11 protein-coding genes are annotated in these 15,295 nt (G+C 36.7%); 6 read left to right on the top strand and 5 right to left on the bottom strand.

Annotated features, from left to right (window positions below):
• Nucleotides 1–288: 288 nt before the first annotated feature.
• Nucleotides 289–1,674 carry a sigma-54-dependent transcriptional regulator gene (locus tag ACFING_RS04045; protein ID WP_375611848.1) on the bottom strand — a complete coding sequence of 462 codons (1,386 nt, stop codon included), beginning with the start codon at nt 1,672–1,674 and terminating at the stop codon, nt 289–291.
• Nucleotides 1,675–1,927: 253 nt separating this feature from the next.
• On the opposite strand from ACFING_RS04045, the gene ACFING_RS04040 reads away from it, so the two are divergent.
• The gene (locus ACFING_RS04040; RefSeq protein ID WP_375611849.1) at nt 1,928–2,287 is read left to right on the top strand and encodes a hypothetical protein; all 360 of its coding nucleotides are present in this window, start codon (nt 1,928–1,930) and stop codon (nt 2,285–2,287) included.
• 277 nt (nt 2,288–2,564) lie between these two features.
• On the opposite strand, the gene ACFING_RS04035 is transcribed toward ACFING_RS04040, so the two are convergent.
• Entirely contained in the window at nt 2,565–3,557 is a 993-nt protein-coding gene (locus ACFING_RS04035) for an SIS domain-containing protein (RefSeq protein WP_375611850.1), read from the bottom strand.
• 39 nt (nt 3,558–3,596) lie between these two features.
• A complete protein-coding gene (locus ACFING_RS04030; protein WP_375621170.1) occupies nt 3,597–4,487 on the bottom strand; it encodes a UTP--glucose-1-phosphate uridylyltransferase in 891 nt (296 codons plus the stop codon).
• 266 nt (nt 4,488–4,753) lie between these two features.
• On the opposite strand from ACFING_RS04030, the gene ACFING_RS04025 reads away from it, so the two are divergent.
• Both ACFING_RS04025 and ACFING_RS04020 read left to right on the top strand, forming a co-directional pair.
• Entirely contained in the window at nt 4,754–6,013 is a 1,260-nt protein-coding gene (locus ACFING_RS04025) for a lytic murein transglycosylase (protein ID WP_375621169.1), read from the top strand.
• 14 nt (nt 6,014–6,027) lie between these two features.
• Entirely contained in the window at nt 6,028–7,104 is a 1,077-nt protein-coding gene (locus ACFING_RS04020; protein WP_375629994.1) for an SGNH family hydrolase, read from the top strand.
• A 163-nt stretch (nt 7,105–7,267) separates the two neighbouring features.
• Here ACFING_RS04020 and ACFING_RS04015 read toward each other — a convergent pair whose 3' ends face one another.
• Nucleotides 7,268–9,292, bottom strand: a complete 2,025-nt coding sequence (locus ACFING_RS04015; protein ID WP_375629993.1) for a M3 family metallopeptidase — start codon at nt 9,290–9,292, stop codon at nt 7,268–7,270.
• Between the two features lie 548 nt (nt 9,293–9,840).
• On the opposite strand from ACFING_RS04015, the gene mgtE reads away from it, so the two are divergent.
• The 3 genes from mgtE (at nt 9,841) to ppa (ending at nt 14,906) form a co-directional block, all read left to right on the top strand.
• Complete coding sequence (gene mgtE / locus ACFING_RS04010; protein ID WP_375621166.1) at nt 9,841–11,217, top strand: magnesium transporter; 1,377 nt, start codon at nt 9,841–9,843, stop codon at nt 11,215–11,217.
• 1,263 nt (nt 11,218–12,480) lie between these two features.
• Entirely contained in the window at nt 12,481–14,307 is a 1,827-nt protein-coding gene (gene typA, locus ACFING_RS04005) for a translational GTPase TypA (RefSeq protein ID WP_375629992.1), read from the top strand.
• A gap of 68 nt (nt 14,308–14,375) precedes the next feature.
• Nucleotides 14,376–14,906 (top strand): inorganic diphosphatase, encoded by a 531-nt coding sequence (ppa, locus tag ACFING_RS04000; protein ID WP_273790629.1) that lies wholly within the window; start codon nt 14,376–14,378, stop codon nt 14,904–14,906.
• Between the two features lie 53 nt (nt 14,907–14,959).
• On the opposite strand, the gene ACFING_RS03995 is transcribed toward ppa, so the two are convergent.
• Complete coding sequence (locus ACFING_RS03995; RefSeq protein ID WP_375621163.1) at nt 14,960–15,274, bottom strand: DUF167 domain-containing protein; 315 nt, start codon at nt 15,272–15,274, stop codon at nt 14,960–14,962.
• Nucleotides 15,275–15,295 lie beyond the last annotated feature (21 nt).

The following is a 15,295-nucleotide window of genomic DNA, read 5'->3' as shown; positions in this document are numbered from 1 at the left end:
AAATTTAATATTGATGATACAAAAATTTTAGCGGTAGTATTTAAAAGTTTTTAAAAATGCTTCTCTGTTTTAATAAATGTAAACTTAACTAAAATTGTATAAATTGAAACAAACGATTAAAATAGTCACATAAAATTTATATTTGATTTAAATCTACAAAATCATCCTCTATAGATAAATTTTACAATAAATGATTATTTTCTTCAGCTTTCCCCCACGGACTTTATCAAAATCCACTCTATTTTTTTGAAACGCTTGCTTGTCATGAAGAGAAATTTGTTATGAATTTTACTTTCGTTCTTGATTTCTTATTGCTCTCAATTCTTCCATTTTTCTATAAAGTGTAGAGCGACCAATATGAAGGCGGCGCGCAATCTCACTCATATGTCCTTTATAATGTTTAATCGCTTTCTCTATAATATCATGCTCCATTTCTGCAAAAGTACGTACATGCCCATCAGTATTCAAAAATTTTATCGATTCTTGCTCATTATCTTCTTGCATATTACCCTCAATGATATTGGGAACATTCATTAATGAATTTCCCATTAATTGCGGAAAATCTCGAACAGTTAATAACGGTCCTTCACTGAGTAAAATCGCACGAAATAAAAAGGTTTCAAGCTCATTTCTATTGCCAGGCCAATCATACTGCATAAGCAAGGAAAGAGCAGAGCCTGCTAAACCATGGACATGTGATCGCCCTGTTTCTGTGATAATGCGATCAATCAAACGTTGTGTGATCTCTGGAAAATCATCCCTTAATTCTCGTAAAGCAGGAACGCTAATAGACAAGTGAGAAAATTGTTCAAACAAACTATGCAAAAAAAAGTTCTCATTAACCAAGTCCTTTAAACGCGATGTTGAAATAGCGATGATCCGAAAAGGAAAAAAATCTCCTTTTGTATCCCTTTCCCTTTCTTTAAGGTAATGAGCAAACCGTTTTTGCTGTATGGGCTCAAGTCGATCAATATCACAAAGGCAAAGTGTCCCTTTTTCAAGAGAAGAAACCAATGGTAGGAATTCTTTAAACCACTGCTGATTTTCTTCTTCTGGATCAACGATGGCTGAACATTGAAAGCGAACAAAAACACCCTCCGAAAATAATCCCTCATGATGAATAATCCGAGCTAATGTCTCACGTCCTGTTCCAGCTTCTCCCTCTATCAAAAGATTCTGTAAAGAAGTTGCTGCTTGTCTCGATTGTTCTAATACTATCTGCATAGCTCTACTTTTTACGCAAAGATCAGAAAACCGTAAATGATTCTCTTTTTTTCGCCGAATATCTCGAACCTCATGCTCCAAGGCAGAAATAAGAGCAAGGATATCCAAAGTAACTCTTACACGTAATAATGTTACTGGATGGATCCAATAATCAATAGCTCCAGCTGTTAAAGCTTTCTGGAGTAAATGCTGATTCTCTTGTTGTGCTATAACGACAATAGGAACAGAAACACCAGCAACTCTAATCATTTTAATCAAATCGCTCACACTCAAATCACTCATAACGACATCAAGGAGTGCAAGCACAATGTTTTTACGCCTGTGTAAAAGATCAATCGTACGGAGACCATTTTCTGCTTCAATGACACGATAACCAAAACCTCGCAGCATAGAAGAAAGTTCTATACGTCTTCCATAATCTTCACTCGCAACAAGAATGGGACCAACCATAATGTCAATAATCTCCTTTGAGACTACTTAGCAGCTTAATATAAAAATTGTTGTAAACCATAAGAAATATTTTACCTCTTGTGTTTCACTTACGAAATTCATCAAGCTGTCAATTAAATACAACATTAAGGCATTTTTTTCCATTTTTTTGCTTTTTCATTGATTTTTATCAAATTTTTCATATTGACTCATGGGGTAATTTAATAATGTTATAGAAACTAGAGAGCAAAATAATCTAAATAGAGTGCAATAAATGAAACATACCTATCATATTTTATGTCTTACAATTACCGCCTTGCTGTTAAGTGCCTGTAACTTTTCGCGATATTATAACTCAAATATGCCAACTGGAATTGATGGAAAATGGGTTGATGAGAATGGTATTATTTCTTCTTTCCACAATGGTGTTTTTGAAACGCATGCAGCAGATACAGAAGAAAAACTATCAGAAGGAGCATATAATTATCTCAATGCCCAAAATATAGAAATTGAAATACGCTCTATTCTCCGTGGAACAATTTCTAGAGTCAATTGTACAATGTCATATGACGCCACACAACTTCTCTGCACCTCACATACAGGAGCACAGTTTTTCCTTAAGCGGAAATCTTAACAAAGTACAAGGGAAACCTCTCTTAAGAACAGAGGGAGCACACACATTAAGCAGGAGGCGATATCCTTTCTCCTCCTGATAGAAAATCCTCTCTAAAATACGCAAAGAGGCTGGTATAATCTTTACCCTGAAAATTTTCTAAACATTATGAAATGCGTAAAATAATCATTTTCTTCCACAAAATATCAGTAAAGCCACCTCACAATAAAATTGTAACTTTGTATCCTGCAATCTATTTCAACCTAAAATAACATTTTATTTGATAGGGAACTTTAATCTAAGCAGCTCCAATGCGCAAAAGATCATGAAAATGAACAATTCCTATCGGTTTTTTATCTTCAACCACAAAAAATGCACCAATCTGATGATCATTAATAAAAGCTGTTGCTGCACCAACAAGTGTATTTGGCTTTACAACTTTAGGAGCTTTGGTCATCACCTCGTCAACATTAAATTTTGATAAATTAAAATGAATGTTACGTGCAAGATCGCCATCAGTTACAATTCCGATTAGTTCACCTTCTTGATTCACAACACCAACACAACCAAAATGTTTTTCCACCAAAACATTCATCGCTTCAGTCATAGCTGTTCCCTGCATAACCAAAGGAATATTATCACCCTCATGCATAATATCACACACGTATTTAAGGCTTGCACCAAGAGAACCACCAGGATGATATATTTTGAAATCCGTTGCGGTAAAACCACGCATTTCTAAAAGAGAAACCGCTAATGCATCTCCCATTGCCAATTGCATAATTGTTGAAGTTGTAGGGGCTAAACCATGGGGGCAAGCCTCTTCTATCTTTGGTAATAATAGCACAATATCAGCTTGCCGTCCTAACACAGAGTGCTTACTTGATGTCATCGCAATAAGGGGAATACGAAAACGCGCCGCATAACTCATAATACCACTTAACTCTTGAGTTTCACCAGACCATGATAAAGCAAGAATAACGTCATCAGAGCCAATCATACCAAGATCACCATGATTGGCTTCTGCAGCGTGCACAAAAAAGGCAGGTGTTCCAGTTGAGGCTAAGGTTGCTGCAATTTTTGTCCCTATATGACCACTTTTTCCAAGGCCAGTAATGACCACATGTCCACGCGCATTTCTAATAGTTTGAACAGCCGCTTCAAAAGAAGAAGAAAGACTTTCCAGCAGAGCTTTTTCAAGAGCTTCAAGCCCCTGCTTTTCACTAGCAAGTGTTTTAAGCGCTGATGCTACTGCACCTTGCAAAGCCATATGAGGAGACGGTATTGTCATAATCAAATTCGATCAATAAAATTAAGTGAGAGATCTATATCACTTTTCAACATTAATGGTTTCCAGTAAATTTTTCAATGAAGCAGAAACGTGGCTGTGCATATCAGCGCGTGCCAAAGAAAATGCAACGTTGGCTTCAATAAAACCAGCTTTAGAACCGCAATCAAAAGTGCGCCCTTTTACTTGCAAACCCCAAAAATCTTGCTCATTTGAAAGCCGTATCATAGCATCTGTTAATTGAATTTCATTTCCTGTTCCCCGTTCTTGAGTGGAAAGAATATTAAAAATTTCTGGCTGCAAAATATAACGTCCATTGATGTACAAATTTGATGGTGCCGTTCCTTGTGCCGGTTTCTCTACCATTTTTGTGATTTCAAAACCATTTGCAATCTGTTTGCCTTTCCCAACAATACCATATTTATGTGTTTCTCTAGGATCGCATTCCTGAACTGCTATAATATTCCCCCCACCCACCTTTTCATAAAGGCTCATCATTTCAGAAAGACAGCCCTTTTTCGCCTGTATCAACATATCGGGTAATAATAAAGCAAAAGGTTCCCCTGCAACTAATTCACGCGCACACCAAAGAGCATGCCCTAATCCCAAAGGTTGCTGTTGCCGAGTGAAAGAAGTTGACCCTGGTAATGGCTGTAAACGGTATAAGTGTGCAAGATCTTCTTTCTTTCCACATTCAGCAAGTGTCGTGTATAATTCAACTTGCGCATCAAAATAATCCTCAATGACTGCTTTATTACGTCCAGTCACAAAAATAAAATGCTCAATACCAGCTTCCCTCGCCTCATCCACAACATATTGAATAACAGGTTTATCAACAACTGTTAGCATTTCTTTAGGAATCGTTTTTGTCGCAGGAAGGAAACGCGTACCAAGACCTGCTACTGGGAATACTGCTTTCCGGATTTTACGCACACTCACCCTCCTCAATGAATTCATATAACTTTTTTGTTTTATTTATCATATGTTTTTACGAAATGGTAAAAAAGATATCTTATTGTTTTGATTATCATTATAATGGGCAATCAAAAATGTAAAAAGAGTCTGAGAATTTATTGAAAGGATTAAAACGAATTATTTATTTCAGTTTTTTCCTCTTCTTGATCATATTATCGATTAAACTAAATACAAAATAAAGTTATTGCACATCTAATGAATTGAATATTAATGGGGATTTCAAAATGCAAAAAACAGAATTGAAGACTTTCTCTTTTTTAGAAGAAAAGTCAATAGCTTGGAGAACTCTTTTCACTGTCTCTGCCGTTATTTTTTCTGCTTTTTTTATGTTTTTTATATCCCTTTCATATGCTGATAGCGGATTTAAACACTGGATTAAAGAATTTAAAAAAATAGCTATTGCTCACAATATTACCCCTTCTACGTTTCATATGGCGTTTAAAGGTGTTAATGCCATTGATCCTGAAGTTCTAAAAAGCGCCGCATACCAACCGGAATTTGTTGCTCCTTCCTGGAACTATTTCGATAATCGTGTCCATGATATCGCAATTGTGGAAGGACGGCGCCAAGCAAAAAAATGGAACAAATGGCTTCTTCAAATTGAAGAACGTTTTGGTGTTGACCGTAATATTCTGCTTGCTATTTGGTCAATGGAAAGCAATTATGGGAAAATTTTAGCCAATAAAAGTGTAATGCGTGATGCCATTCGCTCACTTGCAACCCTAGCCTATGCCGATAAAAAACGCGAAAAATACGCATATACACAGCTGATTGCTGCTATGAAAATTCTACAAAGTGGTGAAATTAAACGCTCTCAACTCACTGGATCTTGGGCCGGAGCATTGGGACATACACAATTTATTCCAAGCAGTTATCTCGCCTATGCTGTTGATATAAATCAAGATGGACGGCGTGATATCTGGAACTTTGTTCCAGATGCTCTGGCTACTGCTGCTAACCTTCTCCACAAAAATGGCTGGCAACCTAATCTTATTTGGGGAGTAGAGGTAAAAGTGCCACAGGGGAAAAACCTTCCTGAAGGCTGGTATTCCTTTGAACAATGGAAAAAATTAGGTGTAAAACACGCAAATGGGCACCCTCTTCCTACATCAGCTGAACAAGCAATATTAAAATATCCAGATGGAGCAAAAGGACCTATATTTTTAGTCACAAAAAATTTCTTTGTTCTGAAACATTATAATAATGCAGATCGTTATGCGTTTGCTGTTTCCCTTCTTGCTGATCGTATTGCTGGACATCTTGGATTAGTGCATGATTGGCAAAGACCTTTTCAGCCTATTACCTTCCAAGAGTGCAAAGAACTGCAATCTCGCTTAAGTGCATTGGGATATTATAAAGGAGATATTGATGGACAAATCGGAACAGCCTCTCGCAAAGCAATCAAAGCTTTTCAGCTGCATTACGGTCTAAAAGAAAATGGATATCCATCATCTCAAGTGCTTTTTATCCTTCGCAAACAATAATGGAGACTAAGGTTTTGTCTTCTTTTCGCCTGATATACTTGACATTATTGCTGTTTTCACTTTCTATTGTGGGGATCTTACAGCCATCTCCAAGTAAAGCAACGAACTTCTTCAAATGGTTATCACAACAAAACAAACAGACACAGCAGCCACCGCAAATTATAGAACAAAAAATAGACAAGCCGCAAAAAAAAATCGTAACACAAAAAAACATACAAAAGCTAAAAAATGAGAATGCAAAACGCATTCTTGTTGTAGGGGATTTTGCAGCCTCTGCTGTTGCCGATGCACTTAAAAAGTTTTTTATAAATAATAGCGATATCGTTATCATGAACAACACAATACCAGCTTCCGGCTTAGTTCGAACGGATTATTATTCTTGGCAAAGCAATATTTCTAAACTCATTGACCAAAATAGCCCCGATGTTATTATCATGATGATCGGTGCAAATGATAATCAACCCATCACAGACTCTCATAACATGATTAACACAGATCAGTCAGAATGGATACGCATCTACAAACAAAGAATTATCGAAATTACTGAAAGTCTTCACGCCTCTGGAAAATCATGGATATGGATAGGTCAACCTTCTTTTGGAAATGACCTTTTGACACAAAAAATGAAAATTTTTAATGCGCTCTATAAACAAGAAACAGAAACAGCAGGAGGGTATTTTCTCGATATCTGGAGCGGCTTTAGTGATGAAGAAGGATTTTTTTCTTTTTCAGGCTATGATATTAATGGAAAAACAACCAAATTACGCACCAATAATGGCATGCATTTCACCCCTGAAGGAAAGAAAAAACTTACCTCTTATTTAGAAAAACCATTGAAAAATATTTTAAATTTTCACGCCTTTTCTCATGAAAATTCATACTCAACCGATAAAGCTATTCAAAAACTTATACAAGAATCAGAGAATCAAGAGCGGAGTAAAATTATGCGTCAGCTTCCAATGAGCCTCGATGATATGGTACAAAAAAACACTCACCTTTTAGGCAAAAGAAAGTCAAGTTTTATAAAAAAATCATGGTTTCCACCAAATGGGCATCAAAAAGATCGAGCTGATAATTTTTCTTTCCCATAATGTCTATTTAAAATACAAAATCTATTTTCCTCTATAAACAAAAAGCGAATAAGATAAAAAAACTCTGTTTACAGAGCTATAATGAAGAAAAAATTTGCATAAATCGCAACTGCACCTTTCGAATAATATGAAAACGGCATGGTGTTAACCATACCGTTATATCTTATAGTCCACGTTTGTTAATCATTGCCTCTGGTAAAGGCATTCGTCCCCGAAAAGCTTTATAAAGCTCCTCTGGATCACGACTTCCTCCAGCGGAGTAAATAAAACGTTTCAACTTATCAGCAAGCTCTGAATTAAAAACATCTTCCGTTTCTTCAAAAGCTTGAAAAGCATCAGCATCAAGGACTTCCGACCACATATAAGAATAGTAACCAGATGCATAACCATCCCCCGCAAACACGTGCATAAAATGTGGGGGACGATGACGCATAATAATTGTATCAGGCATTTGCAACTTTTCTAATTCTTGGCGTTCAAACACTGTTGGATCAGTGACTGTTTCGCCTTGATGAAAAGCCATATCCACTAAAGCTGATGAGATAAATTCAACGGCAGAAAATCCTGCATTAAATGTCTGTGCTACTAAGACTTTATCTATCAACTCTTGTGGCATAGGATGACCTGTTTTTGTATGTATAGCATAAGATTTTAATATCTCTGGTACTGTTAACCAATGTTCGTAAAGTTGAGAAGGTAGCTCAACAAAATCACGTGAAACAGATGTTCCCGACACAGATGGCCATGTGACATCAGAAAGCAAACCATGCAATGCATGTCCAAATTCGTGGAAAAGCGTACGTGCATCATCAAGTGATAAAAGAGCAACTTCCCCTTTAGGTGGTTTAGCAAAATTACAAACATTGTAGATAATAGGCTTTTGTCCGCCATCCAATTTATGTTGTGATTGCAAACTACTCATCCACGCACCGGAGCGTTTTGAAGAACGCGCAAAATAATCACCAATAAAATGCCCAAGTAGACTTCCATCAGACTTTTTTACTTCCCACAAACGTGCATCAGGATGCCAAAGTGTAACAGCGTTTTTTTCTTCAAATGTAATGCTAAAGAGTTTTTCGGCTACCCCAAAAGCCGCTTTAATCATAAGATCAAGCTGAAAATAATATTTAATCTCAGCGCTATCGAAAGAAAGTTTTTCAGTGCGAAGTCTTTCAGCATAATAACGCCAATCCCAAGCAGCTAAAGATTCATTGCTGCCCTGATTGTTGGCAAAATTTTGTAAGTCAATTTGCTCAGTAGAAGCTTTCGCTCTTGCGCGCTCCCATACAGGCATAAGCAAATCCATAACGGAATCAACACTTTTAGCCATAGTATTATCGAGCTTCAAATCTGCGAAAGATTTATATCCCAATAATTTAGCCTGCTCATCTCGAAGCGCAACAATCTCTACAATAATTGTTTTATTATCATTCTTGTTATTATTTTCACCACGTTTAGCCCAAGCTTGGAATGCAACCTCACGCAAATCACGACGATCAGAGAATTTTAAAAAAGGTTCAACAATCGAACGTGCTAGTGTTAATGCATACGCTTCTTCATTGCCTCTTTCACACGCAATTTCCTTCATTGAAGCAATGAGATCTTGCGGTAAACCAGATAAGTCTGTTTGTTTTAAAAACAGAATCCATTCAGCTTCATCATTTAAGACATTTTGTCCAAAAGTAGCATTTAAAAAAGCAAGTCTTTCATTAATTTCCAAAAGCCGTTTCTTAGCTTTTTCATCGAGTTTTGCCCCATGACAAACAAACTTTTTCCACCATAATTCAAGAACACGTGTTGTTTCACTCTCAAATTTGCCCAACTGCGACTGTTTATAAAGCATATCTATTTTCGCAAATATCCGTGCATCCATCATCATTTTTGAAGAATAACGAGAAAGTTTTACAACGAACTCTTGCTCTAGCTGTTGAATTAATACATTCGTATGAGCACTGGTGCGTAAGAAAAATATTGAACAGACACGATCAAGCGCTTTACCGCAAAGCTCAAAAGGCTGCAAAAAATTCTCAAGCGTTGGTGGTTCTTGCACCATCGCAATTGCCTCTAGTTCTTCTTCTGCTTCTTGAAGTGCCTGTTCAAAAGCGGGTTTAAAATCTTCGTCACTTATAGAAGAAAAATCAGGAAGACCTGAAAATCCCTTCCAGTCCAGCACTGCTGCTTTTGTCATAATACTTTATGTCTCCATTATAAATTTAAACTGTAACAATTATCTTTACGACACAAATTGATAACATACTAAAACTATTTCGTGAGTTTCAAAACTACCTTTCAAAACGCTATTGAATAAAAAACCTGAAAATCGTAAAGTTCTTTCATTCAAACCATATTATATTGAAGCAATAAAGATTATTCGCTCGCACATCACAATAGAATTGCATATTAACAAAAACACTTGGAGAAAAGCATAATCTCCACTCTTTATAAAATATCGCTGTAGATTCTTTTGAAAATCGCAAACTGCATTAAAGAAATGATGGTAAAATCAGAACTGATTTTTACATTTACGTTTTTATATTATCCTCAAATTAAGCTGTATTCTCGTTTTAGTGATTCAGAAACTTGTTTATAACTTATAATTTACCCTTGACTTTACTTCAAATATTAACAATTGGGAATATAGCTGGGGAGTTTTTTTAAATCTTCCATAAACTTTTGTTTTTATCTCATCTATTATCTAGATTTACAACTCTCCAACTCTTCAGGAGGTACTTTATCATGACTGAAATCAAAACGGCCTTCGACTTCAAAAATTTTTCTCCTGAAGCTCTCGCTGAAAAGTTAAAGAACCAGCATTTTGCAGACTCTATTGATATCATCAATGAGCTCGATATCATGGAACGTGTAACTATTCTTAGTCTTCTGCCTCTTGATTATGTTATCGAACTTTTTGATAAACCAGAGCTTGAGCAACCTGCTGCCATCCTAGAACTTCTCCCTATAAATCGTGCTGTTGAAATTCTTGACGGCATGTCTGCTGATGCTGCTGCAGACGTCTTTCAAGAAATGAATAAGAAAACCCGTACACGACTTTATGCCTTGCTTAACCCCTTAACGCGCGCTGAACTTAAAAAACTCACCAGTTATCCTGATCATACAGCAGGAGCACTGATGACAACAGAGTTTATAGCCGTTCCTTCAAACTGGACCATACAAAAAACTTTGGATCACATTCGTGAGGTCGAGCGAACACGTGAAACAGTTTATACCAGCTATGTAATTGACCCCAAAACAGGTACTCTTCTCAAAGCTGTTTCCCTGCGTAACCTTATTCTTGCCTCACCTGATGAACAAATTCTTAATGTCCCTACCCATGACTCGCCCATTACAATATCACCTTTCACACATCATGAAGATATCGCACGCCTTTTCCAGCGCCATGATCTTCTCTCTGTGCCTGTAGTTGATGAAAGTAACCATGTCATTGGCATTGTAACCGTTGATGACGTGCTTGATACTATGGTCGATGAAATGAATGAAGATGCCTATAAATTTGGGGGTATGGAAGCACTTAATAAGCCCTATATGCAAATTAAGTTTCCTGAAATGATGAAAAAACGCGGAGGCTGGCTCGCTTTACTCTTTATCGGTGAAATGCTGACAGCAAGCGCTATGCAACATTTCGAAACAGAACTCGAAAAAGCGATTATTCTTACACTGTTCATACCTCTCATTATGAGCTCAGGAGGAAATTCCGGCTCACAGGCTACATCCCTTATTATACGTGCATTGGCTTTACGTGAACTCACGTTGAAAGACTGGTGGAAAGTGATCATTCGTGAAATTCCAACAGGACTATCCCTTGGTCTCTTACTAGGAATTATTGGTGTTACGCGCATTGCTCTTTGGCAAAAACTAGGTATCTACGACTATGGCCAACATTGGATTGCTATTTCGACAACAGTGGGTACAGCTTTAGTTGGAATCGTTACCTTTGGTTCTCTTTCTGGATCTATGTTGCCTTTTATTCTTAAAGGTTTAAAATTTGATCCAGCAAGTGCTTCTGCTCCTTTTGTGGCAACTTTAGTAGATGTCATGGGCATTATAATCTACTTTTCTGTAGCTTCTCTCATTTTGTCAGGAACTCTTCTTTAAACATGTAAAGTAAAAACTCTTACTTATGGAAAAATCTTGTCATGTAACCTAAGATTCTTTCCATAAGAGAATAAGCTTTATTATTTATTTTCTAGCACACCGCTCTATAGATAATTTATTATTTTTTTGAATAACAGCTCCGAATAACGTAATTTTACCTCATCATAAAGCTTCTCATATTAAATCGATTAAAGTCATCTTCTTGCCAGTCACAAACGAGATCGGTGTATGGCTAAAAACTATTCAAGAAAAAATAAAATACTTCTTATATCCTCTCTCGTATCAAAAACTGGCGCAATATTGACAGCTGAGAAAGAATAATAATGATGATACTCAACAGGCTTTATATTTCTTCACAAAGGCGTTAATAGTATACTATTCGCGTATGTTATATCATTTATGAGCCCTATCATGGAATGGATGTAGTGTACGTTAAGTAATCTCTCTTAAGTACATGAATATGCAACAAAAAGTATATTCTGTTTAAAGTGTTCTGTTTGGCATGAAAAGCATACTCCTATTAGAGAGTGCAATTAACAAAAGTGTAAGGCAATGCACTATCTCCATGGTTTAAAAGATATTACTTTAGATGCTTTTGAAATCATAAATTGGATTAACGGCAAAGATGGGAATTTTCTTTGGATGCCTTCATATTCTTTCTAAATAAGACTGTATTCCGAGTTCATAAATAAATCAAACAGATATAACTCTTGCCCTAATCTGGCATACAAAAGCTAGAACTTCTTATAAAATTCTTAATCGTCTCAATATTTACCTCAAATACACGGTTGCATTAGATCTGGATTTTGATTGACAAGTTATGGAATAAGAAAAAGCTTTATTTAGAATAAAAATATTGTAAAGTTGTCAATAAATTGGCTATGGATTAAGAGATATTCCGGATTTTTATCAATCTCTTTGCAAAACAACAACAACAATATCGCTAGCTTTATACTTACTTACTCTTACAAGAATTCATATAAATTTCTTGTGTCATATTGATAAAAATCAAATTGACTGTGATTTTTGGGATAATTTTTAGCTCGAGAATAGAACATACGTACTATAAAAAACTTTTACGAAGCTTCAGAAATTGAAGCTCAATAGAGCCTTAAAGACTTGGATAAATAGTTTTGCCATAAAAATATTGCCTCCATCTTCCAAAATTATAAAAAAACATGTAAAAGATTTTTTAATAGTCAGGCAAAGAATGTAACGACTTTGCCTCAAATGAAATTTCATTAAACGAAAAGAAGAAAATTTATGCAATTGCGTAACATTGCCATCATTGCCCACGTTGACCATGGGAAAACAACGCTTGTAGACGGGCTTCTCAAGCAATCAGGAAACTTCCGTGATAATCAGCGTACAAGCGAACGTATGATGGATTCAAACGATATTGAGAAAGAACGCGGAATTACAATCCTAGCGAAAGTGACATCTGTTGTTTGGAAAGATACTCGAATTAATATTGTTGATACACCAGGACACGCTGACTTTGGTGGAGAAGTTGAACGCATCCTCAATATGGTTGATGGAGCCATTGTACTTGTTGATGCTGCTGAAGGACCAATGCCACAAACAAAATTTGTCGTTGGCAAAGCATTGAAAGTAGGATTGCGCCCTATTGTTGCTATTAATAAAATTGACCGACCGGATGCACGCGTTGATGAAGTCATTAATGAGGTTTTTGACCTTTTCGCTGCTCTTGACGCAACCGATGAACAGCTTGATTTTCCTATTCTTTATGGATCTGGACGCGATGGATGGATGGCTGAAGCCCCAGAGGGACCAAAAGATCAGGGATTAGGTCCTTTATTTGATCTTGTGACGCAGCATGTCCCTTCTCCTAGTGTAGCAGAAGGACCGTTTCGCATGATTGGAACTATTCTTGAAGCGGATCCGTTTTTGGGACGAATTATTACAGGACGGATTCATTCTGGCTCTCTAAAACCCAATCAAAATGTCAAGGTTCTTGGACAAGATGGAAAACTTTTAGAAACTGGGCGTATTTCAAAAATTTTAGCATTTCGTGGCTTAGAACGGCAACCTATTGAAGAAGGAAGTGCTGGTGATATTGTTGCGATTGCAGGTCTACAAAAAGGTACCGTTGCTGATACTTTCTGTGACCCTACTGTCAATGAACCCCTTACTGCCCAACCAATTGATCCTCCTACTGTTACTATGAGTTTTCTCGTCAACGATAGTCCCCTTGCTGGAACTGAAGGCGATAAAGTAACAAGTCGTGTCATTCGTGACCGATTGTTAAAAGAAGCAGAAGGCAATGTCGCTCTTAAAATTGAAGAATCAGTCGATAAAGATTCTTTCTACGTTTCAGGACGAGGAGAATTACAGCTTGCAGTTCTCATTGAAAATATGCGCCGTGAAGGATTTGAACTTAGTGTTTCACGCCCACGTGTTGTTATGCAAAAAGATGAAAATGGAATAACTCTTGAGCCAATCGAAGAAGTTGTTATCGATGTTGATGAAGAATATTCCGGTACTGTTGTACAAAAAATGTCTGAACGTAAAGGCGAAATGGTGGAATTACGTCCTTCTGGAGGTAATCGTGTCCGCCTTGTCTTTTATGCACCAACCCGAGGACTCATTGGTTATCAATCTGAACTTTTAACGGACACACGTGGTACAGCAATTATGAATCGCCTTTTTCATGCTTATGAACCTTATAAAGGAGACATTGCTGGTCGTGTTAATGGTGTTATGATTTCAAATGACAACGGTGAATCTGTCGCTTATGCTCTTTTTAATCTTGAAGATCGTGGACCTATGATCATCGATGCGGGTGTGAAAGTCTATCAAGGTATGATTATTGGCATCCACTCACGAGATAATGACTTAGAAGTCAATGTCTTAAAAGGGAAAAAACTCACCAATATGCGCGCTTCTGGAAAAGATGAGGCCGTAAAGTTAACGCCTCCCATTAAAATGACATTAGAACGCGCCTTATCGTGGATACAAGATGATGAACTTGTGGAAGTAACCCCTAAAAATATTCGTCTCCGCAAACTCTATCTTGATCCTAATGAACGTAAACGTTTTGAAAAAACACGTACATCAATTTCAAGTTAATTTCATAATCTCTTTGGTAAAATATTTAATTGTATTGAGCCTCACTATATTCCAGAAAGGATGTCTCTATGAATATTAAGGAAATACCCGTAGGCAAAAATCCACCAGAAGATATTAACGTTATTGTGGAAGTCTCCCTTGGTGGGCAACCAATAAAATATGAGATGGATAAAAAGTCGGGTGCATTATTTGTTGACCGTTTTCTTCATACATCAATGGTTTATCCTGGAAATTACGGTTTTGTCCCTCATACGCTTTCGGATGATGGTGATCCTATTGATGTCCTTATCTGTAATACCCGTCCACTTATGCCTGGTTGTGTTATCAATGTTCGCCCCATCGGAGCTCTAATGATGGAAGATGATGGTGGTAAAGATGAAAAAATTATTGCCATTCCCACTACAAAATTAACAAAACGCTATATCAATATTCATGACTATACAGACCTGCCCGAGATTACACTCAAACAAATTGAACATTTCTTCAAACATTACAAAGATCTGGAACCTGGAAAATGGGCTAAAATTGAAGGATGGCGTGATAAAAACTTTGCGCATGAATTAATTAAGCAAGCTGTTGAGCGCAATAAAAAAATATAACGATTTTAATAGAATAAAGCCTATTTAAAAATAGGCTTTATTCTTTATTTTTTCTACGAGATGCAATCTCTAAAGGATTGCCATATCTGCTGTAATTCTTCTAAATGTGTCGAAAAGTAAAGTTGTTTGTAGCGAGATGTTGCGCCGCTTTTCAGAGAAATAGAAGAAGCTGAAATCTTCCACTGCTTCGCAAGAAATTTAATGAGAGCTTTATTCGCTTTTCCATCTTCAGGAACAGCACGAAGGCGTATAACCAGATATTGTTTTTCACCATCCCTACATTCAATCCCTATTATTTTGTCAACGGATGATTTGGGAATGAGATACACAAACAAAATCAAGTTATTTTTATCAACTTGATAAAACATGTATTCGCCTCAAGTAATATT

Origin of the sequence: Bartonella sp. AP150HLJHH (genome assembly GCF_042196385.1) — a bacterium.
In the GTDB taxonomy this organism is placed as follows: Bacteria; Pseudomonadota; Alphaproteobacteria; order Rhizobiales; family Rhizobiaceae; genus Bartonella.
This window is presented reverse-complemented; position numbering and strand designations above follow the sequence as displayed.

Excerpts from the sequence above, each read along its gene's own strand:
- ACFING_RS04045 (WP_375611848.1), bottom strand. The coding sequence starts at position 1,674 with ATGGTTGGTCCCATTCTTGTTGCGAGTGAAGATTATGGAAGACGTATA.
- ACFING_RS04040 (WP_375611849.1), top strand. The coding sequence starts at position 1,928 with ATGAAACATACCTATCATATTTTATGTCTTACAATTACCGCCTTGCTG.
- ACFING_RS04035 (WP_375611850.1), bottom strand. The coding sequence starts at position 3,557 with ATGACAATACCGTCTCCTCATATGGCTTTGCAAGGTGCAGTAGCATCA.
- ACFING_RS04025 (WP_375621169.1), top strand. The coding sequence starts at position 4,754 with ATGCAAAAAACAGAATTGAAGACTTTCTCTTTTTTAGAAGAAAAGTCA.
- ACFING_RS04015 (WP_375629993.1), bottom strand. The coding sequence starts at position 9,292 with ATGACAAAAGCAGCAGTGCTGGACTGGAAGGGATTTTCAGGTCTTCCT.
- mgtE (WP_375621166.1), top strand. The coding sequence starts at position 9,841 with ATGACTGAAATCAAAACGGCCTTCGACTTCAAAAATTTTTCTCCTGAA.
- typA (WP_375629992.1), top strand. The coding sequence starts at position 12,481 with ATGCAATTGCGTAACATTGCCATCATTGCCCACGTTGACCATGGGAAA.
- ppa (WP_273790629.1), top strand. The coding sequence starts at position 14,376 with ATGAATATTAAGGAAATACCCGTAGGCAAAAATCCACCAGAAGATATT.
- ACFING_RS03995 (WP_375621163.1), bottom strand. The coding sequence starts at position 15,274 with ATGTTTTATCAAGTTGATAAAAATAACTTGATTTTGTTTGTGTATCTC.